Below are 25,397 nucleotides of genomic sequence, written 5' to 3'. Positions count from 1 at the left end.
GGGGTTTACCGCAAACTGCGATATTCACACATGCTCTGGGGCTTGGTATAGACAATCTGCCACAGCTGCCCCTCGCGCGATCGGAAATAACCGGCGCAACTGAGCAGGTAATATTTCCACATGCGGTAGAAGTTGCCCTGACCATACTCCTCTTCCAGCTCGGGCCAGGCCCGTTCGAAGTTGTGCCACCAGGCCATCAGGGTGCGGTCGTAGTCCGCGCCAAAGTTATGCCAGTCCTCCAGGCGTAACAGGCCCAGGCTGTTGTCGTTGATCAGTCGGCGACAGGGGACCTCGCCGTTGGGGAAAATGTATTTCTCGATGAACGGATCGACGCTGTTGTTTTCCCGGTCGGTGCCGATGGTGTGTAGCAGGAAAAGCCCATCCTGTTTCAGGAGTCGACTGACCGTCTCGAAGTACACGCGGTAATTTTTTCGGCCCACGTGTTCGAACATGCCCACGGACACAATGCGGTCGAACTCTCCTTCCAGGGCGCGGTAGTCGATCAGACGGATGTCCACCGGCAGGCCGGCGCAGTACTCCTGGGCCAGCTTCTGCTGTTCTTTGGAGATGGTGATGCCGGTGACCTCCACCCCGTAGTGGCGCGCGGCAAATTCGGCCAGCCCACCCCAGCCGCAACCGATGTCCAGTAGCGTCATGCCGGGCTCGAGCTTGAGCTTGCGACAGATCATGTCGAGCTTTTGATGCTGGGCGTCTTCCAGGTTGTCCGTATTGGCCCAATAACCGCAGCTGTAGATCATGCGCGAATCGAGCATGCGCCGATAGAGATCGTTGCCGATGTCGTAGTGCACCTCGCCGACCTGAAAGGCGCGATCGGGGTCCTGCTTGTTGATGATCGTCGCGGAGAGATAGGCCTTGAGCAGCTGCAGCGTCCCGAGTTTGCGCACTTTTTTTTGCAGGTGCGCATGGAGCACACGGGTGATCAATCCGTCGAGCTGTTCACAGTCCCACCAGCCCTTCATGTAGGCTTCGGCAAAGGCGAGAGGGGCGCCCGAAGAAAGGGCCTGGGAGAGAAACGCCGGGTTGTAGACCTGCATATCCCACGGCCGGTCACCGTTGATTCGGATATCGGCCTCGGCCGCCAATTCCTCGAAAAAATCGACCGCCGCGTTGCGATCAATCTGTGCGGTTACTGCGTTGCTGGATGCTTCTGTTGTAGTGTTCGCCATAGTCCATCACTCTCCTTCGCGCAAGAGATGTTAGGGGTGGCGGCACAGCGAATGCATAGTCTGCGGTGCAAGCCCTCTGAGCATTACAACCTGAATGGTCATAATGGAGTTATCCAATAAATAAAAGTTATACCGCTTATTGTCAAGAGTTAGCTGTCATTTCCCCGGAATTTTCCGGCAACGCCCGCTCTGTTGCCGGGGGCGGATCAGCCCTCCAGGCTCGAGTAGTCCACTTCTGGCAGCCGCTCAATGGCGGGCCGTGCCAGCAGGAAACCCTGGATCAGACGAATGCCCATGGCTCGAAGAGTGTGGAGCTCGCCGGCGGTCTCGACGCCTTCGGCCACGACCGTGATACCCAGCTCATTGGTGGTGGCCAACAGCCCCTGCACAATGGACTGACGGATCTTGTTGGTGTCGATGCGGCGGATCAGCGCCATGTCCAGTTTGATGATGCCCGGCTGGAAATCGGCCAGCAGGTTGAGTCCGGCATGGCCCGCGCCAAAATCGTCGATGGCGGTGGTGAACCCCTGGTTGTGGTACTCCTGAAAGATCCGCCCGAGATGGCCCGGCTCGCCCACAGGCTCGGACTCATTGACCTCAAAGATGATCTGCTCGGGCGGAAACTGATATTTCTCCGCCGCATCCAGTGTCGCGCGGATACAGCTTTTGGGCTCATACACCGCGTTGGGCAGGAAGTTGATGCTCAGCTTGGTGCTCACCTCCAGGCGTGCCGCCAGCTCAATGGCCTTGACCCGGCAGGACTGATCGAACTGATAACGGTTGTCGTCATTGACCTGCTTGAGGATGTCGAATGCCCCCTCGCCATTGACGCCGCGAACCAGGGCCTCATAGGCGAACACCTGTCGGGCCTCGATATCGACAATAGGCTGAAACGCCATGGTAAAAGCAAATGGCAGCGGTGGAAGGTCCCGACAGTGGCTGCAGCCGGCTGCCGATTGTTGATTCGGTTCTGACATGAAAACGTAGCCCTTGAAACTTACATCTGGAGCCCTTGGCAAGGGCTGATCTGTCTATAGCTAATCCGATTGTAGAGGGGGAGCCTGTCCCCTGACAATTGCCATGCAATCCCGTCCAGTATAGCCAAGTTGGAAGGCGCCGACGGGGGACTTTCGCAAATAAGTGTAAAAATGCGCCATTTGGAGAAGAATATTGGGTTTTCCCTATCGGTTTAACCCACAGGTTTATGTTTTGCTATTGATTAGAGTCGGCCGGGAGCTTCTGACGCCCGCCGGAGTCGGCCCGACGGAGGTCACAGGTCTTCCAGGTCAAGCCAGTAATTGTCGATATCCAGGGGAGTTTCGGGTGACAGGAAAGGATTGCCCAGCTCGAACGCCCGGCGGTTCTTGAGGTTGGAGCGGGTGAGCGCATCTTCCACCATGGGGTGGCCATAGAAGTACTCATCAAATCGGCCGCTGGCCAGGGCCCGATCCAGCCCGGTTTTGATGGCTTCGGCCAATTCCGGCCGGTCGGGGCTGACAAAAAAGTAGAACGGCAGGACATACACCAGCACCAGATTGTCTTCCACCGTCAGCGGCAGGTCCGGGTGCGCCTTCAGCTCGGTCCAGGGCTCCAGTACGCCCCGTGGGAAGGCATCGAAGCGCCCCCCTTCGACCATGTAAAACAGATTGTCATATTTACTGGTGGTGATCACATCCAGGCCGTTGTCTTCCAGGATGGTCACGTCGGGCCAGCCTGCGCCCTGCCCGAAGGTCAGTTGCTTGAGGTCCGAAAATTCCCGCACCCGATCGAAGCGTGCCTGATTGTCGGGGTTGATGATGAAAATCCGGTGGCCCAGCAGCCCCTTGAGCATCGGGAAGCGAACGGGCATCAGGCGCTCTTCCGCCTCCTGGTTGGATGAGAGCCACATCACATCCATCCGGTCGGATTCCAGGCGCTCGATGGCGCGGGTCTGGGTGATCGGGTCTTCGCTGATGCTCACCGAGTAGTCACCCTCCATGTATTCCATTGCCACCTTCAGAGCGCCCACGGCGTAGCTGTCCAGCGGGTGATCGGTCTGGTTGACGCGCAGCGTTTCACTGAAGGCGAGTGGGCTGCACAGCAGCGCGGCGGCCAGAAGCCAGGCGCGGCGGGTAACGGAGTGGCTGTGGAAGTTGTGGGTTGAAGTCATGGTCAGATCACAAATTTGTGCATGCGATGCTGCAGTTCATTGTTTTCCTGCAACAGTTGATCGGAGCTGGTGCTCAGGGTGTGGGCGTTACCCGATACCTTTTCCGAGAGACTGAAAATGGCGGTGATGAACTGGCTCACTTCACCGGCCACGGCGCTCTGCTCTTCGGCGGCGGTGGCGATCTGGTGGTTCATGTCATTGATGGTGGTGACATGGGTTTTGATGCTTTCCAGCACGCTTTCGACCTTCCTGCCACTCTCGACCGTCTCGCGCGCCCAGTGGGTGTTCTCCTCCATGGAGTCGTGAGCCTGGTCGGCATCCTGCTGCAGTTGCAGGACAATACTTTCAATCTCTTCGGTTGAGGCCTGGGTGCGCTGGGCGAGGGTGCGAACCTCATCGGCGACGACCGCAAAACCACGGCCCTGCTCACCCGCCCGGGCGGCTTCAATGGCGGCATTGAGGGCGAGCAGGTTGGTCTGCTCGGCGATCGCGCGGATCACCTCCATCACTTTGCCAATATTCTGACTGCTGGCCTTGAGCGAGTCGATCTTTCCCGCCGTCTGCTCGATGCGTTCGGTCAATTTCAGGATGTTTTCCTGGGACGAGCGCACCACAAGAGCACCATCGGTGCAAGACTGGTTGGTGTCTCTGGTCCGATCGGCGGTTTCGCCGGAGGAGCTGGCCACCTCATCGGCCGAGGCAGACAGCTGATGCAGGGCGGTCGAGGCCTGCTCCAGCTCCCGCAGCTGTTGCTCACTCGATTCGGCGGTGCTGGCTGAGGCATCGCTCATCTGCCGGACGTGATCATTGAAGGTGTTGGTGACTTCCACCACGCTGCGAATGATCGAGGCAATGTGATCGATGACCTGGTTGTAGTGGTGGGCCAGCTCGGCCACCTCGTCACCGCTGTCGGTGGGCAGGCGCGAGGTCAGATCCCCTCCGCCCTGGGCAATCTGTGACAGATTGGTGGAAATCAGGGCGATCGGGCGGACGATGATTTTGCGTACCAACAGATAAAGGGTGACCAGAACCGAGATCATCAGGGCGATGACGATGAACAGCCCCATCGTCAACTGGCTGGCGAGCACGGTTTCCATGGGCTGGCGGGAGAAGACCACGTCGTAGCGGCCCACGGTGTCGCCGTCGCGCAGGATCTCAACGTCAGTGCGACTGAGCTGGCTGGCCGGGTCGAGAGTCTCCTCCGCCCGGGCTGAGGCCAGCGCCTTGCCCCGATGGTCGGTGACGGTGATCTGATGGATGGTGGCGGTATTGACCAGAGACTCGGCAATCGCCTCGATCTGCTGGAAATCGTAGGCAAAGACCGGCTCCAGCAGGGAGGAGTTGATCAGTTCGATGCCGCTTTCCACTTCGCGATCAAAGCTGGCCTGCTGTTGCTGGGCCATGTAGCGATAGCTGAGAAACAGGATGATGCCGGCCACAACCAGAATGATGGCTGTCATGGCGATCATCATTTTGGTGGATAGGGATTGTTTGATCATGTGACATTCCGCCGCAGTCTCTTATGGTTAAGGGAACTATATAGCAGATGTCGGCCGAAAGGACACAATCATTAGCCCTGAAGGTTGATTCAGCTGGGGATCAGGGGTGCCCGTTACGCTCTGGGCTGTTTAGCCGGCGCTCAGGGCTGTGTCCCCGCGCTCAAGGCTGTCTCCTCCAACCCGCTCAGGGCTGTCTCCCCCAAACGCTCAGGGCTGTCTATCCCTCGCGCTCTTCTTCGCGTTCTCTTTGCTGGTCGCGGCGGTAGACCATGCGGCCGAAAAATACCCCCACCTCGAACAGCAGCCACATGGGCAGGGCCAGGAGGGTCTGGGAGATGATGTCGGGTGGAGTCAGGATCATTCCGAGGATGAAGCAGCCCACCACCACGTAGGGGCGTTTTTTGGCCATGTCGTCGGGGGTGATGATGCCCGCATGGATCATCAGAATGGTGGCGATGGGAATCTCGAAGGCCACGCCGAAGGCAAAAAACAGCTTCAGGACGAAATCCAGATACTTGGCCATATCCGTCATCACCGCCACGCCCTCGGGGCCCACGCTGGTAAAGAAGCCGAAAATCAGCGGGAAGACCACAAAGTAGGCGAATGCCATGCCGCCGTAAAACAGCAGGACACTGGAAGCGAGCAGCGGCAGCGCCAGCCGCTTTTCATGGCTGTAGAGTCCGGGCGCAATGAAAGCCCAGATCTGATGCAGGATGAAGGGCGCCGCCAGGATCACCGAGACAAACAGGGTGAGTTTGAACGGTGTCAGAAAGGGCGAGGCCACGTCGGTGGCAATCATGCCGGCGGACTCGGGCAGAAACTTCTGCAGCGGCGCCGCCGTCAGCGTGTAGATGTCGTTGGCAAAGTAGAACAGCCCGAGAAAAATCAGCAGCACGATCACGATCACGCGCAGCAACCGATTGCGCAGTTCGATCAGGTGCTGCACCAGGGGCAGTTCATTTTCGTTGGGGGACACGCTCATGCTCGGTCTCAGGACGAAGGTTTGGAGTCAGTATCGGGTTTCGGCTCGGCCTCGGATTGGGGCTCCGGGCTCGGGTGTGGTGTCTTTGGCGCCGACTCGTCCTCACCCTCTGACGTTGGCTGGGCAGAGTCGCTCCGGGGGGTATCAGACTGGGGGGCCGAGGAGGCACTGTCGCCGTGGGCGTGGTCGGGCCGCTCTTCCTCGTCCCGGTACTTGCGCAGGGGGTGATCAATGGCCCCCTCCTGTACCGCGTCCTGAATCTGTCGGCGGGTCGACTCCAGGCTGCGCATGACTTCTTCGTTGTGCAGTTGCCGACGGATATCGTCCGCGCCCAGCTGCTTTTCCAGTTCGCTCCGGGTCTCGCGCAGACTGCGCTTGAGCCGGCCAAGCCACAGGCCCACGGCACGGGCGGTTTCCGGCAGTCGCTCCGGCCCGATCACCACCAGGCTGACGACACCGATAATCAGCAGTTCAAAAAAGCCGATATCAAACACAGAAATACCTTTGCTGAGCGGGCGATGGACCTCGCCCCGAGCGCCTCAGGCCGCTCGGGGTGGTGGGGACCGAAGGCTAGTGACGGGTTTTATCGTCGGCCTTGGCGTCTTCCGTGCGGGTGTCCGCCTGCGTGTTGTCGGCCTTGTCTTCGACATTGCGCGCGGTATCGCCGGTCTCTTTCTCGTCTTCGCTGCCTTCGGACTCTTTGTCGTCATCTTTGACGGAGTTCTTGAAGCCCTTGATGGCTTTGCCCAGATCCGTACCGATGCTGCTCAGGCGTTTGGTGCCGAACAGCAGAACCACAATGGCCAGAATGATCAGCAGCTGCCAAATGCCAATACCACCAAATCCCATAACCTGTTCCTCTACGAAGTAATGTTAGCTGTTACTGTTTGCGCGCCGCTTTTTCGGCGTGGCCAGACATGTTGAAGCGCCGGGCGAGCTCATCGAGCACGGCGTCGGCATTTTCGCCCAGGTGCGACAGCATCACCAGCGAGTGGAACCACAGGTCGGCGGTTTCACTGATCAGGTGCTGGTTGTCGCCACTGGTTTCGGCGTCCTTGGCGGCGAGAATGGTTTCAGTGCACTCTTCGCCCACTTTTTCCAGAATCTTGTTCAGGCCCTTCTGGTGCAGGCTCGCCACATAGGAGTCGCCGGCGCTGGCCTCGCGCTTGCGCGCTTCCAGTACCCGGGTCAGTTCAGTCAGTACGTCTGTGCTCTGCTCTGTGGTCTGCATCTGTTGGCCGAAGCGCTCTTTGTCAGTAAATGTCTTTTGGATCTTTCAGCACCGGGTCGACGGTCTGCCACTGCCCGTCGTTCAACACCCGGTAAAAACAGGACTCGCGCCCGGTGTGGCAGGCGATGCCGCCCAGCTGCTTGACCTTGAGGATCAACGCGTCCGCGTCGCAGTCCAGGTAAATGTCCTTGAGCTCCTGAACGTGCCCCGAGGACTCGCCTTTACGCCACAGCTGCTGGCGCGAGCGGGACCAGTAAATGGCCCGGTTTTCCTGCGCGCTGAGCGCCAGGGACTCGCGGTTCATCCAGGCCATCATCAGAATCCGGCCGGTATCGGCGTCCTGGGCAATGGCCGGGGCCAGCCCGTCGTCGTTCCACTGCACCTGGTCGAGAAAACTGTTGTTCATTGTAACCTTTAATGGCCTAAGGTAATCGTCTCATGGCGTCGGTCTGGTTGCCCGCTGCGCCGCCTGGGCGAGCGCCCGTTCGGCTCGTGCGGCATTGGCGCGCAGGTGCTCGGGGTCGAGTGTGCCGATCACGGCGCTGGTCACGGCAGGCTGGCCCAGCACGAAGTCCAGGCTCGCCTGTACCGGGTCGGCCATGTCTGTGTCCAGGTGCCCGCTGGCCAGCGGCTTTTTGATCAGCACGCCCTTGTTCAACTGCCCGCAACGGTCCAGAACCGGCTGCTGGTCCCGCTCCCGAAGGTTGCACGTCACCATGACGGCGTCGGCAGTTTGCGCTACTTGCCACCCGCCGTCCAGCGTTTTAGTGGACATGCCAAAGGCCCGGATCCAGCCCGCGCGCTTGAGCTCCGATAAAGTATCCAGCGCGCCCCAGTGCTCGATGATCTCGCGATCATTGCCGTCAGAGTGTACCAGTACCAGGTCCAGATAGTCACTGCCGAGCCGCCGCAGGCTCTGGCGCACACTGGCCCTGATGGCCTCGGGGGCAAAGTCGAAATGGGACCGCTCGCCGTCGAAACGCTCGCCCACCTTGGTGCTCAGCACCCAATCCGTGCGCGGGCCCGGCAGCAGTTGTCCCAGACGCGCCTCGCTGTGACCGTAGGCGGGGGCGGTATCGAGCAGGTTGATTCCCAGCTCCCGGGCGAGCGCCAGCAGGTCGCGTATCTGTCCATCGCTGGGCAACTCGAAGGCCCGGGGATACTTGACCCCGCGATTGCGACCGAACTTCACTGTCCCCAGCCCCAGAGGGCTGATCTGCACGTCCGTCTGCCCGAGGGGCCGGCACTTCAGCATGAGGCGTGCTCCAGTGCGAACAACCGGTCCCAGGGGGAGGGAGCCAGGGCGGGTATGGACAGGTACTGACTGAGGGCCTCCAGATTTGACGATCGATGCGCCTGCAACCCCGCCTGTTGCAGGGCGCTCACCGCCTCTTCGGCCAGCTGCGGCGCCAGGGTCAGTTTGGTGGGCCAGGCGACCCGGACCGAATCCGAACCGGGGACCAGCGCCAGGTAGGCACCGTCCGGGCGCCGGCCGCCGGCCTGCACCGGTTCGGCGCGCTCGGCCCAGAGGGTCGTCCATTCGGCGTCGGCCAGTGCCAGCTGGGGGAAAAGGCTGGCCAGCTCATTCTTTGCACGAGCCATAAGCGCCGCTTCGCTCATGTTGGCGCCGTCTTCGGCCAGGGCGCCGCCCAGATACCAGATCGGCGTGCCATCGGCACTGTTGTGGGTGGAAATGGTCAGTCTGGGTTGGCTGCCCGCGCCCAGACAGTGGCCGTAGAACCAGGGCAGGGACGGGTGTCGGACCAGTACCTGCTGGAGCGGGCGGGTCTGCATGGCGGGCTGGCGATGACCCAGCTGTTCCAGCAGTGCGGCATTGCCCCGTCCGGCGGCCAGAATCGTTTGCCGGGCGCGCACTCTCGCGCCGGCGGCGGTGGTCAGGGTGGCGGCCCCCTTCTCATCGGTCTGCCACTGGTCGCGGGCCGGATCCGTTTTGAACAGGCGCCCCCGGGCCTGCGCCGCCAGATCCTCCACCAGACTGGGTACATCCAGCACCAGGTCCTGCAGTTGGTAGACGCGGCCCTGAAAGTCGGGATGATCCAGCGGTGCTGGCCGCCGGCCGGCTTTCACCGGTTGGCTGCGCCCGTGCGCCAGGCGGCTGGCAAGAAAGGTACTGATGCCATCGGTCATGCCGCCGCTGGAGAAGAGGTAGAAGTGTTTGCTCAGTATCCGGGTATGGCTCAGGTCCACCGACCCTTCGCCTGCCAGGCAGGCGCGCCAGTACCGGGGCATGTCGGCCAGCTGCTCCGAGGCGCCGGTCAGCGAGCCGGCCAGGGTGTACTTGATCCCGCCATGGATCATGCCCTGGGAGGCCAGCGTCTGCTCCCCGCCGAGTGCGTGCGACTCGAACAGGGCGGCCTCGTAGCCCGCCGCCAGGAGGCGGTTGAGCAGCCAGAGACCGGCGACGCCGCCGCCGATTACGGCAACGTCCAGATCGACTGTGAGCGGGGATTGGGACATGACCACCTGAGAGTATTTCAAATCAAGACGCCATTGTAACGTGAATCGATCCCCGTCGTGGGGAGTGGTATCCTGTGCGCCCGGTTCATCGACGGACGTCTGTGCATGCGCTTGATTTACACCCTGTTCTTTTACCTCTGCGTTCCGCTGATTCTGCTGCGTCTGCTCTGGCGCGCCCGGCTGGCTCCGGCCTACGCCAGGCGCTGGTCCGAGCGTTTTGGCGGCTTCGCTCCCCTGGCCACGGAGAAAACCCTGGTCTGGCTGCACACCGTCTCGGTGGGCGAGTTCCTCGGGGCGCTGCCGCTGATCCGCGCTCTGCTGCAGGACAACGACCTGCAACTGGTGATCACCACCACCACGCCCACCGGCTCCGAGCGAGTGCAGCAGACTCTGGGCGACCAGGTATTCCATGTCTACGCCCCCTACGATCTGCCGCTGTGCGTGAATCGCTTTTTGCATCGCACCCAGCCGCGGCTGCTGTTGATCATGGAAACCGAACTCTGGCCCAACACCATCGCCGCCTGTGCCCGGCGGGAAATCCCGGTGCTGTTGATCAACGGCCGGCTGTCGAAGCGTTCCGCCCGCGGCTACGCCCGGGTTGGGGCGCTCACTCGCCCCATGCTCAAATGCCTGACGGAGGCCGGCATTCAGAACCGGGCCGATGCCGAACGTTTTCAGGAGTTGGGTTTGCGCCCCGAGGCGACGCATATCACCGGCAATATCAAATTTGACCTGACGCTGGATGAGGGGCTGCGCGGGCAGGCCGCCGGGCTGCGTCGGGACTGGGTCGGTGACACCGATCGACCGGTGTGGATCGCGGCCAGCACCCATCGGGGCGAGGATGAAATTATATTGGAGGCATTTGCGCGGGTGCGCGAACGCGCGACCCATAATCCATTGCTGGTGCTGGTGCCGCGCCACCCGGAGCGCTTCGGGTCGGTCTACGAGCTATGCCGCGAGCGCGGCTTTGTCAGTGCCCGGCGCAGTGAGCGCGGGGTTCTGGATGAATCGGTGCAGGTGCTGGTGGGCGATACCATGGGCGAGCTGCTACTGATGTTTGGTGCCAGCGATCTCGCCTTCGTGGGTGGCAGCCTGGTGCCCAATGGCGGCCATAACCTGGTGGAGCCGGCGGCCTGGGGCCTGCCGCTGCTCAGTGGCCCGAGTCAGTTCAATTTTGCCGAGGTTTCCAGGCTGCTGTCCGAAGCCGGCGCCCTGCGCCTGGTGGCCGGGGCTGAAACATTGGCCGAATCGGCGCTGGAACTGCTGGAAGACGGGGCGCAGCGGCGCCAGTGGGGTGAGGCGGCCAGACGCGTCTCGGAGGGCAATCGCGGCGCTCTGGAAAAGACGCTGGAACTGATCCGCCGCTACTGTTGATCGCTTGCTCGCTAAAAAGCCCGCCGGCTCAGGACTCGCCCCAGCGGGGCATCAGGTCCTGTTCCAGTCCCAGCTGGTCCAGGATCCGCGCCACCACAAAATCCACCAGCTCTTCGATGCTGTTCGGCTGCATATAGAAGCCGGGACTTGCCGGAATGATGATGGCACCCATGCGGGTGAGTTTGAGCATGTTCTCCAGATGCACCTCCGAGTAGGGCGCCTCCCGCGGCACCATGATCAGCTGGCGCCGTTCTTTCAATGCGACATCGGCGGCGCGCTCGATCAGGTTGTTGCTGGCGCCGTGGGCGACGGCTGACAGGCAGCCGCCGCTGGCGGGGCAGATGACCATCGAACTGGGCGAGCTTGAACCCGAGGCCACCGGCGAAAACCAGTCCTCGCGCGAAAACAGTTGCAGCTGCTCATCGTCGGCGCCGAATGTCTGGCTCAACATCTGTTGCTGCTCGTCCAGCGTCTCCGGCAGCTCCAGGTTGGTCTCGGTGCGGATCACCACTTCGGCCGCCCCGGAGAGCAAGAGGTACACCCGGCAGTCGGCGGCCAGCAGGCACTGCAGCAGGCGTAGCCCGTACTGGGCGCCGGAGGCGCCGGTCATCGCCAGCGTGATCGTGCGGTCAGGTTCCATGGTTTTTCTCCGGTTGGTTCGGTGGGTGAAACCCACCCTACAGCGCATGGCGCTTCAAGTCCGCCACCAGTTTCTGATGAATCCCGTCAAAGCCGCCGTTGCTCATGATCACAATATGGCTGCCGCCCTCGGCCAGTGACAGGGTGGCGTGAATCATCTCGTCCAGATTGTGCTCCAACTGCGCGGGCACCGGGCTGTGCTTGATCAGCGTCTCCAGCTCCCAGCCACTGTCTTTGGGCTGGTACCAGAGTACCGCGTCGGCGTCGGTACAGGCGTTCATCAGTGAGTCTTTGTGCACGCCCATGCGCATGGTGTTGGAGCGCGGTTCGATCAGCGCGATGATCTTGTCGTCGCCCACCTTCGCGCGCAAGCCCGCCAGCGTGGTTTTGATGGCGGTCGGGTGGTGGGCAAAGTCGTCGTAGACCCTGACCCCGTGCACATCCGCCAGCAGCTCCAGGCGCCGTTTGACGCCGGCAAACTCGCTCAGCGCCCGGGCGCCCACTTCGGGCGAGACGCCCACATGACGCGCGGCGATCAGCGCGGCCAGTCCGTTCATCACGTTGTGCTGTCCGCTCTGCGACCAGTTGACCGTCGCGAGGGGCTCGCCCTCGTGCAGGACTTCAAAGCAGCTGCCATCGGTGTTGATCAGGCGCACCTGCCACTCGCCGTCATCGCCTCCCAGGGTCTGACGCGGGCTCCAGCAGCCCTGGGCCAGGGTATCCTCGATCGCGCGCTCACCGGCGGGACTGATGATCAGCCCCGAGCCGGGCACGGTGCGCACCAGGTGGTGAAACTGGCGTTGAATGGCCGCCAGATCCGGGAAAATATCGGCGTGGTCGTACTCGAGATTGTTGATGATCAGGGTGCGCGGCCGGTAGTGGACAAACTTGGAGCGCTTGTCGAAAAAGGCGCTGTCGTACTCGTCCGCCTCCACCACAAAAAACGGGGTCTCGCCCAGGCGGGCGGAGTGGGGAAAGTTCTGGGTGACGCCGCCGATCAGGAACCCCGGCGCCATGCCCGCGTATTCCAGAATCCAGGCGAGCATGCTGGCGGTGGTGGTTTTGCCGTGGGTGCCGGACACGGCCAATACCCATTTGCCCGGCAACACCTGTTCGCGCAACCACTCGGGCCCGGAGGTGTAGGGCAGGCCCCGATCGAGCAGCGCTTCCACCTCCAGGTTGCCCCGGCTCAGGGCATTGCCCACTACGACCAGGTCCGGCGCCGGTTCCAGGTGCTCCGGGTGGTAGCCCTCGAGCAGTTCAATGCCGGCCTCTTCCAACTGCGTGCTCATGGGCGGATAGACATTGGCGTCACTGCCCGTGACCCTGTGCCCCAGCTCGCGCGCCAGCAGGGCCAGGCTGCCCATGAAAGTACCGCAGATACCGAGAATGTGAATGTGCATACCGCGCGTTCCAACCTTTCTACCAGAAAGCGCTAGTGTACGCTCTGGCCGCGACGGTCACCACCGTTGGTGATCAACCCCAGAGCTCTTCCAGCCGGTCATCGCGACCACAGCGGTAGCGGTAAAATTTATAGCGGATCGGATTTTTCTGGTAATAGTTCTGATGGTAGTCCTCGGCGGGGTAAAAGGTCGTCGCCTCGGTGATCTCGGTCACCACCGGTTGATCAAACCGTTGCTCGATGGCCTTCTTGCTGGCTTCGGCCAGCGCCTTTTGACGATCGTTCAGATAGAAAATGCCCGCGCGGTAGGAGTCGCCCCGGTCACAGAACTGGCCGCCCTCGTCCAGTGGGTCGATATTGGGCCAGAACACATCCAGCAGGGTCTGGTAGTCGACCTGCTCCGGGTCGTAGGTGATTTTCACCGCTTCAGTGTGCCCGGTGGTGTCGGTCACCACCTGCTCGTAGGTGGGGTCTTCCACATGGCCGCCAATATAGCCCGAGGTGGTTTCCAGCACCCCATCGAGTTCATCGTAGGGCGGCTCCATGCACCAGAAGCAACCCCCGGCAAAAATGGCCTCGGCGGTGTCATCAGCCCAGAGCGCCGGGCTCCAGAGCAAAAGCAGCAGTATCAAAGGGCGCATGGTGCCTCCTGTGGTGTCGGAATGGTCGTACGACACTGGATACGATCCGTTTACGTCAAAGGATCTGTGCCGGGTCCGGTTTTGATATGCAGATCCCGTTGGGGAAAAGGGATGGTGATGCTGTTCTGTTTGAAGGCACGCCAGATCGCCAGGTTGATTTCCGACTTGACGGCGGCGGTACCGTTCTGCGGGTCGGCAATCCACACCCGCAATTGCAGCGCGATGCCATTGTCGGCAAACTCCATCAGCCGCGCGGTCGGCGCGGGTTCGGCAATTACCCGGTCGGAGCAGTGGGCGCACTCCAGCATCAGTTCCATGGCCTGCTCGGGATCGTCATCGTAACTGATCTGGACCTTGATGATCACGCGCACATTGGGGTCGGCGTAACTCCAGTTGATCACCTCGTTGGTAATGAAGTTTTCATTCGGAATCAGGGTGTCGACTCCCTCCCGGTTACGAACCACCATGTAACGGGAGTTGAGCGCCTCCACCCAGCCGAAATTGTCGCCCACAGTAATGACATCGCCCGGCTTGATCGAACGGTCCATGACCAGAATGAAACCGCTGATGAAATTGGAGACAATTTTCTGAAGGCCAAAGCCGATACCGATACCCAGCGCCCCACCAAACACCGCCAGGGAGCTGAGATCGATACCGGCGGCATTGAGAGCCAGCAGAAATGCCAGGGCGAGCAGGGCAATACGGATGAATTTGCCGAAGCCCACACGCATGCTGGGGGATACGTGGGCGGAGCGCTCCAGCGACCGGTTGATCAGTTCCGACAGCCAGACGGCGACGGTAAAGCTCAGCGCCACCATCAGAAGCAGCTTCAGCACCGCAAGCAGTGAGATACGGCTTTCACCGAGGGTGAATGCCAGCCCATCCAGCAGAGTGAGCACTGCCGGCAGCCAGCCCAACAGGTGCATGGCCACGCCCAGCCAGATGAGGATGGCCAGGATACTCTCGGACGATTTGAGCAACGGGCTGACCGTGAAGGTTTTGCGCAACAGGTACACGATCAGGCGGATCAGTGCCAATGCCACCAGGATGGGAATGGCAACTTCCAGGATCTGAACCGGGTGCCGGTAATGAGCAAGAATGGCTTTGGCGGGCAGGATGATCGCCAGCGCGGCCAGAGGCCACAGCAGCCGTTGCAGGCTGCGGATCGCAAGGTGACGGAAGCCGGGCCCCGAATCGGCCCGGGATTGCATCAACTTCTGCAGTCGCCAATTGAGCAGTAAGGCACAGAGCATGGCCGCGGCCAGTACCGTCAACTGCCACAGGGTGGTGAGGGTCAACATGGGGTCGAGATAGTTGTTATACCAAGTCACCGGAGTCGTTCCTCTCGATCAGCCTGTTGTCGGAAAAGGATATCTCCACTTCCTGTCTTCCCGAATTAAAGCCCCTGGGCGCCCCGGCGCAGCCAATCGTGCACAAAGGCGAGCTTTTCGCGCGCGGTTTCCGACAGCATAAAGGGGTACAGGTCCTCCAGACCCATCGACCGGTTGACGTGATTGACGCCCACCGAGAGCGAGGCCGCGACCTGGATCAGGCGGTAAGGGTCCGGTTCTGCATAGGGGTCCCAGCCCGGGTTGGGCAGCTCTGGCGATGACAGGCCGGTAGCCACAAAACTGTCCGTAATGTCGGTCAGGTGCAGCAGGTGAGCAGCGGTTTCGGCCCAGTCCTCGTGCGGATGTGAGGAGGCGTAGGTGGTCAGGAAACGCTGCTTCCAGTCGGGTGGTGGCCCATCGTTATAGTGGTGCTGGAGGGCGGTCGGGTAATCCGCACGTTCATCACCGAACATGGCACGAAAGGCATCGAGAAAATCCTCGCGCAGGCTGAGCCGCCACCAGAGCATGTGCGAAATCTCGTGGCGCATATGGCCGATCATGGTGCGATAGGGTTCTTCCAGCGCCTGGCGGCGGGTGGTACGCAGGACCGGGTCGGCTTCGGCCACGCTGATGGTCACCACGCCCGCCACATGGCCCATGGGGACAGGCGTCGGCCCCTCGGCCAGCATGTGAAAAACCGGTGGCGCGCCCGGGTCCTCCGGCCGGAACCAGTGCCAGCGGCCGAGATTGTCGATCGCCCAGCGCTTGGCCGCCTCGGTCTGGGCCCAGTAGGGCATGGCATTGGGGATGGAGGTGTCCGGCGCCAGCGCCGTCATGGCGCAGGATCGGCAGAAGGCCCCCTGCTCGGGCGCGATCCAGTTACAGCCAATGATGTCCCGATTGGCGCAGAAGGGCGGCATGGGCAGGAACGCCCGCGCTTGCGGGTCGTAGGCAACCGGGGTGCCGTCGGCGGTGGCGAGGTTGTCGAACCAGAGAGATCCGGATCCGACCGGGTTGGAAAAAACGCGCATGCGACTGTAACTCCTTCAGAAGTGCGACAGAACCCAGACTCTGGGTATGGAACACTCCATCGTCCTCCTCCCCATCACCCCTGTCAATTTGTTCTCGCGTGGCTACGTTCGCCAGGCGTTCTGTGCCCCTGCGAGGTGCTTGATACCTCAGGCGCGGCATGCCTCCGAAAACGTCACTTTGAAATCCGATACAGATTGCATGAGCTCCGAATGTGGAAACCGGTGCATATGACTTTTTCGTATTTCCGAGAAGCTCTGCTCCATCGCTTGTGCCGAGGAGAAACTCACCGCCATCGTGTACTGCGGCATGGCCTCGAAATTCCCCGGGCTGGTGATTCGGCTCAGGTTGTAGGATTGAATCAATCCCTGCTCCTGCAAAAACGTCGCGAATCGGTGGGCCAGCTCCAGCAAGTGGTTATGGTCGATCTCTTCTTTCGGCGTGAAGTAGACATTGTATGTATTCATGAGAATCCCTTTCTGATTCCGAGGCCGTTTTTCTGAGGGCTTCCGGCAGTAGGGAAAGCCGGCCCACGAAGAGCCGGAAGCCGGATGGCAGATCCAGAGTGATCATCCGGTTTCTGAAAAATCCTGCCTTAAAATTGAATAGAGGAAGGTGTCGAGAAATTCCCCCTGAATAAAAATCGAGCCTCTGACAACGCCCTCCTTGATATACCCGTTTTTGAGCGCCACCTGTTCGCAGGCTTTATGACCTGTGGGCATGCATATCTGCACCCGGTTTAATGGAAAGCTGTGGAATAGGTATTCAGTGATCAAACGCACTGCTTCGGTGGCGATGCCCTGGTCGCGGGATTTTGTGGAAAATACCGAAAACCCCAGTTCCCGCGCCGACGAATACGGAGCCGTAGTGAAGTGTCCGATGGTGCCCAGGATTCTGTCGTCTTTACTCGTGATCACCAACAGCTCGCTGCCCTCGGAAGAAAAGCCGTTGGCGTTGAATTCATTTCTGAAGCGCACGGGAGATTTGATCGGTGTTCTTGTGAATGGCCCCCGGTGCTCGGGGTCGTTCATCAAACCATGCAGGGACTCGAGGTCACTCTCTCGTACATGCCTCAAATTGATGGAGTTTCCTTTTATCATATTAAAATCCTGTGATTTCTCGTTCTTATGTATTCAACGCTGCCTAGTCTACCGAGATGATACGGACAGTCTGACCCGGGCGAGCCAGTTCATGGTAAATGTCATCCAGGTAAACCGGAACCTCGTCTGGTTTCAGATCTTCCGGGAAAACAAGTTCACCAAGTTTGACCTTCTTTCCGGGCTCCTGTCTATAGGCGACCCAGGTCCCATTTTCCTGAATCACGTCTAACTGAAACCGGCCATAGATATCGACTTTCATGAGAATTCCTGTCGCTGTTAGCCGTCTTCGTTGAACAGTGCGGGGAGCCAGGAGGCAGACGTTCCTGTGACTACTTCCGCTCGCTCAGCGACTGAAGCTGTTGCTGTTGCTTGTCGAGCAGTTGCCGGTAGGGCGATTTGACGCCGACCAGCACACCGGTCTCCGGGTCCAGCTCGAGGTGTTGCTGGAGCACTTCGTCAATCAGGTCGGGGGCGATCTCGATTCCGAGAGTGTCGGCTTCGCGCGGTTCGAGATACTGGCGATTGAAGTCTTCGGCCAGAGAGGCGCCGGGGGCATCGGGCAGAGGGTGAATGCGCGCGTTCAGACGCAGGCGGGGGCCGGAGTTGAGGTGCGACATTTCGCCCAGCAGCTGTGCGCTACACAGGGCCCGGAAGGCACAGTCGCTGTGGTTCTCGCCCACAAAATCAATCAGGAGTGTGTCTCGGGACAGCGCCAGGCGCTGGCCGCTGTACAGCGACAGGACTCCCTGCAGCTGCTTCTCGAAACGCGTGACCTGGCGGTTGAAACTTTCGCGATTGAGCTGTCGATACAACTGGGGCAGGTTGGCCAATTGCAGACGCAGCCGAAGCCGCGCGCCGGGCTCATCGGGGGCCGCTGGCTCGGGCTCCTCTTCCGGGTCGGGTGAGGGATAATGCGGCGCCGGGGCGCGTGGTGGCTGCAGGGCGGTGCGAACCTGGGGAACCCAGGGAAGCGCGGCGGCAATGACAATGATCAGCCCCCAGAGGATGAAAAACTGGCGGTCCCAGGCACTCAGGCTGACGGGTGTCATCGCCAGCTGCAGGTGACCGGCAATGTTGTCATCCAGCGCGACCGAGGCCGAATAATGCCGGAACTGCCCGCTTCGGGCATCGGCGGGCGCGAAACCGCTCTGTACCAGCAGGCGGTTCTCCACATCGTGGATGGTGGCGCCCACGACACGGGGGTGGCGGGTCAGCTCCTGAAGCACCACCTGCAGGCTGATCATGTCCTGGCTCAGGGTGGCATCGACTGCGCGCTGGGCGGCGGAGCGTGCCAGCGCCTGGCCAAACTCGTCCAGTTGCACACGCTGGCTCTGCAGGCTGCTGTAGCCGTGCAGGGCCGCCACGGCCAGCCCCAGGACGAGTGCGAGAGCGCTGGCCGCCAATGGGCGCCAGTGGCGTTGAAGTCGGTCGGGCAGCGGCATTGAGGTCCTTGTTGGGTCCGTGGGCTGAAGCGGCGTATTTTACGCGTCCGCGCCCGGCGGTTACCAGTCACTTGTGTCGGGGAAAGCTGATTTTGGGGAGTGGTTCGCTTCAGGGCGCCATAATGGCAGGTTTGCCGGACAAATGGCACCGGCGGTGCCGGAGACGGTATAATCTCGCCCACGTCAAACTTCTTCTGCCAACCAGCTGTGTCTGGTATCCAACTTCCCGGTAATTAAGAGAGCCTGTGTGAAAGACATTCTGCTGATCAACGTTTTCGGGGACGACAAGCCCGGCGTGACGTCCACCCTGGCGGCCGAGCTGGCGTGCCATGGCGGCATTATTCTGGACATCGGTCAGGCGGTGATTCACGACGATCTGGCGCTGGGCATGCTGGTGGCACTGGATGGTGGACCGGAGGCCATGGCTCAGGTGCAGGAGGTGATCACCCGACGGGCGGAGGCCTTGTCTGTGCGTGTGCGTTTCGAAGCGATTGAGCATCAGCGCTACCAGGATTGGGTGGAGCAGCAGGGCAAGCCCCGCCATATTGTCACCCTGCTTTCCCGCCAGATCACGGCCGAGCAGATTGCCGAGCTCACGGCGGTGACCGTGCGGCACGATCTGAATATCGACCATATCAATCGTCTGTCCGGGCGGGTTCCTCTGGAGGCGCTGGATCGGCACAGCAGTGCCTGTGTGGAGTTTTCCGTGCGCGGCGCGCCGGCCGATTCGCGGGCACTGCGCGAGGATTTCATGGAACTGTCCACACGTCTGGAGGTGGACATCGCCTTTCAGCGCGACACCCCCTACCGGCGCAACCGACGCCTGGTGTGTTTCGATATGGACTCGACTCTGATCGAGGCGGAGGTGATCGACGAGCTGGCCAAGGCGGCCGGCGTGGGCGATGAGGTGGTGGCGATTACCGAGGCGGCGATGCGCGGCGAGCTGGATTTTCAGCAGAGCTTCGCCCAGCGACTGGCGCTGCTGCGCGGGCTGGATGAGTCGGTGTTGCAGGAGATTGCCGAGAATCTGCGCCTGACCGAAGGGGCGGAGAAGCTGATTGCCACCCTGAAAAAACTGGGCTACAAAACGGCGATTTTATCCGGCGGGTTTGAATACTTTGGCCGCTTTCTGCAGCAGCGGTTGGGCATTGATTACGTCTACGCCAATGAGCTGGATATTGTCGATGGCAAGGTCACCGGCACGGTCACTGGCACGGTGGTGGACGGCAACCGCAAAGCGGCGCTGCTGGCGCAATTGGCCGAGCGCGAGGGCATTGCCCCGGAGCAGGTGATTGCGGTGGGCGACGGCGCCAATGATCTGCCGATGCTCAATGCGGCAGGCCTGGGTATCGCCTTCCGGGCCAAACCGCTGGTGAAAGCCTCGGCGGAGCACGCGATCTCGACGCTGGGACTGGATGCCATTCTGTATCTGCTGGGCTTTCGCGACCGGGAGCACGGCTCGCTGTAACGCCGGCCCCCGAAAGGCCGGGAGTTTCAACTCTCCATGTTGAAATCGTAGTCCATCGACTTGGTCGGCTCCTGCAGATAGTAGCCCTGGATGTAGTGCACGCCGGCCTGCCACAAAGTGGCGAGCACGCTGGCGTTTTCCACAAAGGGCACGATCGTAGTGACCTCCTCGCCGTGGAGCTGCTTGATCATGTCCACCAGCGCGTCGGGGTTCTCGTTGTTGTTCTGGATATCCTGGGTAAAAGAGCCGTCGACTTTCACAAAGCCGAGCTCCACGTGCTTGAACACATTGAAGGGGTTCAGAGAGCAACCAAAGCCGCTGATGCTCAGGCAGCTTTTGAGTTTTTTGAGGCTCTCGGCAAAGGCTTTGGCGGCATTGATGTGGTTGGTGATGTCCACTTCGCTGGCCTGAAACACGATGGCATCACTCGGCAGTTTGGCCGCCTTGAAGGCAACCCCCAGCCAGGGCGGAAGACTCTCGTCACACAGTGACTGGCGGCTGAGGTTGATGATCAACCGGGTTTTGTTGCCCTTGCTTCGATGCTGGGACAGCATTTTGATAGACTCGAGAATCACCCAGCGGTCGATTTTGTGACTGACGTCCATCTTGGCCGCGGCGTCCAGAAACTCCTTGGGAGAAACTTCTTCATTGTCGTGGTTGAGCAGCCGTAGCAGCACTTCGTAGTACTCATCATCCGAGCCCCGCAGATTGATGATGGGCTGGAACAACAGGCGGAAACGGTCATTGTCCAGCGCATGCTGAACATCGGTCATGATGTCGCGCTCTTTTTTCTCGGCGTCGCTCATGGCCGGCTCGTACAGTCTTGCACTGTTGCCGCCCTGCTCGGCACGGATTTTTTCCATAGCGCTGACCGCCTGCTCAATGGCCGACTCGGCGCTGGAGGTGGTGTCGTTGATCAGGGAAATGCCGACACTGGCTGTCAACTGAAGCGTCTTGCCGTCCACATCGACAATGTGGTCTTCAATCGCCTTGCACAACTTCTCTGCCCGCAGCACGGCCGCGTCGGCCTTGATGGCCGGCACCAGCAGCGTGAAGGCGCTGTCGCCAAAGCGGGCCAGCAGGTCGCCCTCCTGGGTGTTCTCGCGCAGCAGGGCGGCGATATCACTCAGGGCCATGTCGGCACCCGCTACCCCGAACGCCGCCTGGACCTGATCGGCGTAATTGTCGATGTCGATGTAGAGCAGGCTCGCTTCCGGTGATTGGTTCCGCCCCTCGGCCCCGATCAGTTTCTCCAGTTGCTCCACCATGTACTGACGGTTGTACAGGCCGGTGGCCAGATCCTGCCACTTGATCTGGGCGATCTGTGCCTCGAGCTCTTCGCTGGTGTCGGCGGCCCGGGCGCGGGCGAGAAACTGGATGCAGGGCTCTTCGTCGAAGGTGGCCCGGGCGACGTCCAGGCTGACGTGGGTGGTCGAGCCATCGTGCTTTACGCCTTCAAACTCGACCTTGGTGCTCTCGGCGTCATCGCCCTTGAGGGTGAAGTTCTTCAAAAACTGTTTGAGGTGCTTCTGATCCTTGTCGGCCACCATGTCCATGATCGGCAGACAGTCGATGTCGTCCTTGTCGCTGTAGCCAAACAGTTCGGCGAAAGATTCGTTGGCGTAGAGGTAGAGCCCGTCCTGAACGTAGGCGATGGCGTCGCGGGAGCTGTCGAGCAGGGCCTGGCTGCGGCGCTCGGCTTCGCGAAACCGCCGGTCGGCGATGCGCCGCTGCTGGCGCTGGTCGCGGTTTTCCATTTCCCGCTCGATCACCTGCAACAGGTGCTGGTCTTCGTCCAGGCGCACAACGTCAGCGGCGCCCAGCTTCAGGCCCTCCACGACCGAGGCGCTGGAGCTGTCGTCGGTGAGCAGCACGACCGGAACATCCCGGTTGAGCCGGCGAATCTGGCGGATCGCGTTCTGCGGCGGGACGTTGTCGGTGGCGTCGTGAGCAATCAGCAGGTCCCAGGTCTGCTCCTGCAGCAGCTTTCCCAGACGCTCTTCACTATCGACGTGCTGGGCGCGGTTGGGGCGTCCGGCATTGTTGAGCATGCTGATCAGTCGCTCGGCCTCAGAGCGGGAGTCATTCAGTATCAGCAGGCGAATTGTTTCGTTGGGATCCATAAAAGATTACTGCACTCATCTGGAAGCTCGTAGTTGGCGTTGAGGCTTGAGGCCGAACGTTGCCAACGCGGCGTCGCTGAACCGGATCGGGCCCGGTACGCATTCCTGGCTGTTTGATTGGTACCGCTGTGCGGCCGGCTGATTCAGGTGCCACTGCGGGGCCAGCCGATGGCCACCGTTCAGGCGGCAAACACTACCGGTTGTCGGCAGAGGCTTGCCAGCGGCCTGAATCATGCTTGCTGGCCCTATATTAAACGATTACAGGCGTGCCTCAATACTAATGTTGATTAATACGCCAATATCCGCCGCTTTGGGTAACTTTTGTGGGTCGGTTACGCTTTTCGCGGTATTTTACGTTGGGTTTCGGTGGCCTCAGGGCCACTGCTCCTCGCCCTCGGTGGCTTCACCCGCTTTGCCGACGACCAGCTCCCGATACTCGAACTGGCTGATGGCACCGGTCGAAAAGCGCCGTCGAGTCAGTTGTACGATCGTCTGGGTCTTTTGGTTGTCCTCCTGCTGGCCGGTGTTGCGCCGGTACAGGCGCACTTTGCTGTATTCGTGGAAGGTGACCGAGTTGGTCAGCAGGGTGGCGGGCTGGTTGATCGCCTTCAGTGGGGGTACTTCCAACGCGCGCAGGAATTCTGAGTAACCGCCGGTTTTGTAGACAACTGCCGCTCCCAGGGGCGACGCCTGGGGGGCCAGTGTCTGGATGCCAACCAGGGTGGCATTGCGCGCCTGCTGGACCCAGCGCACCACGCCCACACTCCATTTGTGGCGGCCCTGTTCCCGCAGGCCCAGCAGTTCCCCGGCTTTGAGTTGCAGTGGCGCTTTTTCCCGCCACTCCAGACAGTAGCCGCCCAGGCTCACGTCAATGATGGGCACCAGGTAGGTGGGGTGATCGCCCCGGTAGCTTTTTTGCTGGCTCTTGCTGATGTTGCTTTCAATGTTGAACGTGTTGACCTGGTGGCCGGCCAGCCGGCTGCCGCCGGCATCGAAGGCATCGCCCCAGGGATCCGGTTCTTCGGTCGCTTCAGCCCCCGGCAATCGACCTGCAAACAGGCCCGACTCGTCCCCGTGAAGATGCGTCGCCTGGTTCAGAAACAGGTTGAAGGGCTGTCCGCCCGCCAGATAAAAGTGCAGGTTGGACAGACCGATGGTCAGCTCCATTTCCCCCCGGCCGGCCTGCCGCTCAAAGCTGCGCTGGGCCAGCAGGTGCCAGGCCTGGGTCAGGTGCTCGTTCAATGCGCTGGTCAGGCCCAGGGTGTCGCGGGCGCTGGCGGCGCGGGGACCCAGAGCCTTGCGCTCATCGTTCAGGCGGTTGACCACCGGGCCGGTGTCCAGCTCGCGGATGACCCCGCCGGGGACGTTGGGCAGGCGTGACTTGTACAGTGGCGGCGCGTCGGCATCGAGCACCACCGCGAAAAGGTTGTCCTGCTGGTCGGCGTCGTAGCCAACGAGCCGGGCTTCGGTGACCAGCGACTCAAGGGCCTCGTAGGTGTTGCTCACCTCGGTCTGGCGCATCTGGTTGGGATGGGCGCAGGCGAGCAACAATGACCTGAGGTAGCTGGACTCGACGGTATTGAGCCGGCGATGGTGCGGCAGGGTTTCCTTGACCGGGCGCCGGTTCACGCCCCAGCGTTCCGCCAACTGATAGAGCGTGTGCAATTCCAGCCAGAGACGGGCGGGGACCGGGGTGTAGAGTTGATAGCTGCGCAGCAGAATCAGGCCCAGGCCCGTGACGGCACGCTGCAGTGCCAGCGCTTTTCGATCCAGCGCCTCCTCGGTCTCTTTTTTGCCGTCCTGCCCCAGCTCCAGCGCCACCAACAGGTAGCCATTGGTCATATGCTTCTGCAGCGCCTGGGCGACCGTGGCGGTCTTGCGAGCGACTTCCGGCAGAATGAGCGGTTGGTTCAGAAACTGTGGGGTCAGCCCCTGAATCACCTGCTGGACCGCCGGTCGCAGGGCCTCCAGCATGGCCAGACGGTTTTCGGCGCCGGTTTTCAGGCGGGCGATTTCCGGCAGTGCCCGGTAGATCAGGGTGCTGACGTAGCTGATCCGGGTCATGGGCAGCGCCTCGACCCAGGCGTTTACCTTGGCGGGCTTACTGGCGCAAAAGCTCAGCGCTTCCAGATCTTGCGAGGGCACTTTGAAGCGGCTCAGAAGCTCGGTCAGGGGAGTGTCGGCAGTCATCAAAAAAGCAGCTCGCTGGTTGTGGGCCTGTTATCGGATTGGTGTCGGCCTGTTCGGTAACCTCGACTATAGCAGATCCGGGCACGACTCACGGATGATGTGGCTCAGGCGAGGGGCGTCTTGCTGGGTTCGCCGGCAATTTCGCGCACCAGTTTGGGCACCAGGTAACCGGGCAGTTGCTCCCGCAGTTGCTGCAGCAGTTGGCGGGCCCGACTTTCATCCACCTCAAAGTGCCGGGCGCCGGCCACCTTGTCCAACATATGAAGGTAGTAGGGCAGAACGCCACAGGCAAACAGGCGTTCGCTCAATTCGGCCAGATCTTCCGCCCGATCGTTGACACCCTGTAAGAGGACCGTCTGGTTGAGCGGGGTGACACCGGCGGCGCGCAGGCGGTTCATGGCCTGATGGACGTCGTCGTCCAGCTCCCGGGCATGATTGCTGTGAATGACCAGACTGGTGCTCAGGCGGTGCCCGGTCATCCATTCCAGACAGGACTCATCAATCCGGTTGGGGATGACCACCGGCAGGCGGCTGTGAATGCGCAGGCGCTTCACATGACCGATTGCCGCCACTCGCTCGGTGAGCCACTGCAGCTGCCTGTCGGAGGCGTTGAGCGGGTCGCCGCCGCTGTAGATGACCTCGGTGATGCTGGGGTCGGAGGCAATGTAGTCCAGTGCCTCCTGCCAGCGCGAGCGCCCGGGGTTGTTGTCTTCGTAGGGAAACTCCCGGCGAAAACAGTAGCGACAGTTGATGGCGCAGGCGCCGGAGACGATCAGCAGCACCCGGCCGTGATATTTGTGAATCAGTCCCGGAATCGGGTTGGCTTCGGCCTCACCCAGCGGATCGGCACTGTACCCGGGGGCGGCGACCAGCTCCTCCCCCAGAGGCAGGACCTGACGCAGTAGCGGGTCGTTGAGGTCACCCTTGCGCATGCGCGCCGCGTAGGCCCGCGGTACCCGCAGCGAGAAACGCTCGCTGGCGGCCAGGGCGTCGGGCAGCAGGGCCGGGTCCAGCTCCAGTAGCTGGAACAGCGCCTCGGGTGAACGGATAATGTCGGCCAGCTCGTTTTGCCAGCGGGGGGCCTGCCATGTGGCAGCGGTTCGATGTATCATGGGCGCCTTTTAACATCTGA

The 25,397-nt window shown here is 61.3% G+C and carries 25 protein-coding genes; 2 read left to right on the top strand and 23 right to left on the bottom strand.

Going from position 1 to position 25,397, the window contains the following annotated elements:
• Positions 1–5: 5 nt before the first annotated feature.
• The 11 genes from cfa to AAE484_RS05275 all read right to left on the bottom strand — a co-directional run bounded on the left by cfa (position 6) and on the right by AAE484_RS05275 (position 9,547).
• Complete coding sequence (gene cfa, locus AAE484_RS05325; RefSeq protein ID WP_341937308.1) at positions 6–1,187, bottom strand: cyclopropane fatty acyl phospholipid synthase; 1,182 nt, start codon at positions 1,185–1,187, stop codon at positions 6–8.
• A 206-nt stretch (positions 1,188–1,393) separates the two neighbouring features.
• Positions 1,394–2,164 carry an EAL domain-containing protein gene (locus tag AAE484_RS05320; protein ID WP_341937307.1) on the bottom strand — a complete coding sequence of 257 codons (771 nt, stop codon included), beginning with the start codon at positions 2,162–2,164 and terminating at the stop codon, positions 1,394–1,396.
• A 293-nt stretch (positions 2,165–2,457) separates the two neighbouring features.
• Complete coding sequence (locus AAE484_RS05315) at positions 2,458–3,336, bottom strand: substrate-binding periplasmic protein (protein WP_341937306.1); 879 nt, start codon at positions 3,334–3,336, stop codon at positions 2,458–2,460.
• 2 nt (positions 3,337–3,338) lie between these two features.
• Positions 3,339–4,835 carry a methyl-accepting chemotaxis protein gene (locus AAE484_RS05310; protein ID WP_341937305.1) on the bottom strand — a complete coding sequence of 499 codons (1,497 nt, stop codon included), beginning with the start codon at positions 4,833–4,835 and terminating at the stop codon, positions 3,339–3,341.
• Positions 4,836–5,052: 217 nt separating this feature from the next.
• Positions 5,053–5,817, bottom strand: coding sequence for a twin-arginine translocase subunit TatC (tatC, locus tag AAE484_RS05305; protein ID WP_341937304.1), 765 nt, complete (start codon positions 5,815–5,817; stop codon positions 5,053–5,055).
• Between the two features lie 8 nt (positions 5,818–5,825).
• Positions 5,826–6,311, bottom strand: coding sequence for a Sec-independent protein translocase protein TatB (tatB, locus tag AAE484_RS05300; RefSeq protein ID WP_341937303.1), 486 nt, complete (start codon positions 6,309–6,311; stop codon positions 5,826–5,828).
• 76 nt (positions 6,312–6,387) lie between these two features.
• The gene (gene tatA, locus AAE484_RS05295) at positions 6,388–6,666 is read right to left on the bottom strand and encodes a twin-arginine translocase TatA/TatE family subunit (protein ID WP_341937302.1); all 279 of its coding nucleotides are present in this window, start codon (positions 6,664–6,666) and stop codon (positions 6,388–6,390) included.
• 31 nt (positions 6,667–6,697) lie between these two features.
• Complete coding sequence (locus AAE484_RS05290) at positions 6,698–7,048, bottom strand: phosphoribosyl-ATP diphosphatase (RefSeq protein ID WP_341937301.1); 351 nt, start codon at positions 7,046–7,048, stop codon at positions 6,698–6,700.
• Positions 7,049–7,070: 22 nt separating this feature from the next.
• Positions 7,071–7,454: a phosphoribosyl-AMP cyclohydrolase gene (hisI, locus tag AAE484_RS05285; protein WP_341937300.1), complete on the bottom strand. Its 384-nt coding sequence runs from the start codon at positions 7,452–7,454 to the stop codon at positions 7,071–7,073.
• Between the two features lie 30 nt (positions 7,455–7,484).
• The gene (locus AAE484_RS05280; protein ID WP_341937299.1) at positions 7,485–8,303 is read right to left on the bottom strand and encodes an aldo/keto reductase; all 819 of its coding nucleotides are present in this window, start codon (positions 8,301–8,303) and stop codon (positions 7,485–7,487) included.
• Positions 8,297–9,547, bottom strand: a complete 1,251-nt coding sequence (locus tag AAE484_RS05275; protein WP_341937298.1) for an FAD-dependent oxidoreductase — start codon at positions 9,545–9,547, stop codon at positions 8,297–8,299. Before AAE484_RS05275 ends, AAE484_RS05280 begins: the two co-directional genes overlap by 7 nt.
• 84 nt (positions 9,548–9,631) lie before the next feature.
• Here AAE484_RS05275 and waaA point away from each other — a divergent pair, with 84 nt between their 5' ends.
• A complete protein-coding gene (waaA, locus tag AAE484_RS05270; protein WP_341937297.1) occupies positions 9,632–10,900 on the top strand; it encodes a lipid IV(A) 3-deoxy-D-manno-octulosonic acid transferase in 1,269 nt (422 codons plus the stop codon).
• A gap of 28 nt (positions 10,901–10,928) precedes the next feature.
• Here waaA and AAE484_RS05265 read toward each other — a convergent pair whose 3' ends face one another.
• From AAE484_RS05265 to AAE484_RS05225, 9 genes are all read right to left on the bottom strand, one after another.
• Positions 10,929–11,540, bottom strand: a complete 612-nt coding sequence (locus tag AAE484_RS05265; protein WP_341937296.1) for a flavin prenyltransferase UbiX — start codon at positions 11,538–11,540, stop codon at positions 10,929–10,931.
• A 37-nt stretch (positions 11,541–11,577) separates the two neighbouring features.
• On the bottom strand, positions 11,578–12,942 hold the full coding sequence (gene mpl / locus AAE484_RS05260; RefSeq protein ID WP_341937295.1) for a UDP-N-acetylmuramate:L-alanyl-gamma-D-glutamyl-meso-diaminopimelate ligase: 1,365 nt from the start codon (positions 12,940–12,942) through the stop codon (positions 11,578–11,580).
• A 73-nt stretch (positions 12,943–13,015) separates the two neighbouring features.
• Positions 13,016–13,582 carry a peptide-methionine (S)-S-oxide reductase MsrA gene (gene msrA / locus AAE484_RS05255; protein WP_341937294.1) on the bottom strand — a complete coding sequence of 189 codons (567 nt, stop codon included), beginning with the start codon at positions 13,580–13,582 and terminating at the stop codon, positions 13,016–13,018.
• A gap of 50 nt (positions 13,583–13,632) precedes the next feature.
• Entirely contained in the window at positions 13,633–14,913 is a 1,281-nt protein-coding gene (locus AAE484_RS05250) for a mechanosensitive ion channel family protein (protein ID WP_341937293.1), read from the bottom strand.
• 65 nt (positions 14,914–14,978) lie between these two features.
• Entirely contained in the window at positions 14,979–15,944 is a 966-nt protein-coding gene (locus AAE484_RS05245) for a zinc-binding metallopeptidase family protein (RefSeq protein WP_341937292.1), read from the bottom strand.
• A 147-nt stretch (positions 15,945–16,091) separates the two neighbouring features.
• On the bottom strand, positions 16,092–16,409 hold the full coding sequence (locus AAE484_RS05240) for a DUF6614 family protein (protein WP_341937291.1): 318 nt from the start codon (positions 16,407–16,409) through the stop codon (positions 16,092–16,094).
• Between the two features lie 102 nt (positions 16,410–16,511).
• Positions 16,512–17,042 (bottom strand): GNAT family N-acetyltransferase, encoded by a 531-nt coding sequence (locus AAE484_RS05235; RefSeq protein WP_341937290.1) that lies wholly within the window; start codon positions 17,040–17,042, stop codon positions 16,512–16,514.
• Between the two features lie 43 nt (positions 17,043–17,085).
• Positions 17,086–17,301 carry a DUF7661 family protein gene (locus tag AAE484_RS05230; protein ID WP_341937289.1) on the bottom strand — a complete coding sequence of 72 codons (216 nt, stop codon included), beginning with the start codon at positions 17,299–17,301 and terminating at the stop codon, positions 17,086–17,088.
• Positions 17,302–17,371: 70 nt separating this feature from the next.
• Positions 17,372–18,484 (bottom strand): hypothetical protein, encoded by a 1,113-nt coding sequence (locus AAE484_RS05225; protein WP_341937288.1) that lies wholly within the window; start codon positions 18,482–18,484, stop codon positions 17,372–17,374.
• Positions 18,485–18,731: 247 nt separating this feature from the next.
• Here AAE484_RS05225 and serB point away from each other — a divergent pair, with 247 nt between their 5' ends.
• On the top strand, positions 18,732–19,952 hold the full coding sequence (gene serB, locus AAE484_RS05220) for a phosphoserine phosphatase SerB (RefSeq protein ID WP_341937286.1): 1,221 nt from the start codon (positions 18,732–18,734) through the stop codon (positions 19,950–19,952).
• A 26-nt stretch (positions 19,953–19,978) separates the two neighbouring features.
• Here the strand turns inward: serB and AAE484_RS05215 are convergent, their stop codons facing one another.
• From AAE484_RS05215 to epmB, 3 genes are all read right to left on the bottom strand, one after another.
• Positions 19,979–22,075 carry an EAL domain-containing response regulator gene (locus AAE484_RS05215; protein ID WP_341937285.1) on the bottom strand — a complete coding sequence of 699 codons (2,097 nt, stop codon included), beginning with the start codon at positions 22,073–22,075 and terminating at the stop codon, positions 19,979–19,981.
• A 372-nt stretch (positions 22,076–22,447) separates the two neighbouring features.
• Complete coding sequence (locus tag AAE484_RS05210; protein WP_341937284.1) at positions 22,448–24,265, bottom strand: hypothetical protein; 1,818 nt, start codon at positions 24,263–24,265, stop codon at positions 22,448–22,450.
• 104 nt (positions 24,266–24,369) lie between these two features.
• On the bottom strand, positions 24,370–25,377 hold the full coding sequence (gene epmB / locus AAE484_RS05205) for an EF-P beta-lysylation protein EpmB (RefSeq protein ID WP_341937283.1): 1,008 nt from the start codon (positions 25,375–25,377) through the stop codon (positions 24,370–24,372).
• Between the last annotated feature and the right edge of the window lie 20 nt (positions 25,378–25,397).

The organism is Marinimicrobium sp. C2-29 (assembly GCF_038419845.1).
Classification (GTDB): domain Bacteria; phylum Pseudomonadota; class Gammaproteobacteria; order Pseudomonadales; family Cellvibrionaceae; genus Marinimicrobium.
The sequence above is the reverse complement of the archived record's forward strand: the minus strand, read 5'-3'. Positions and strand labels throughout refer to the sequence as shown.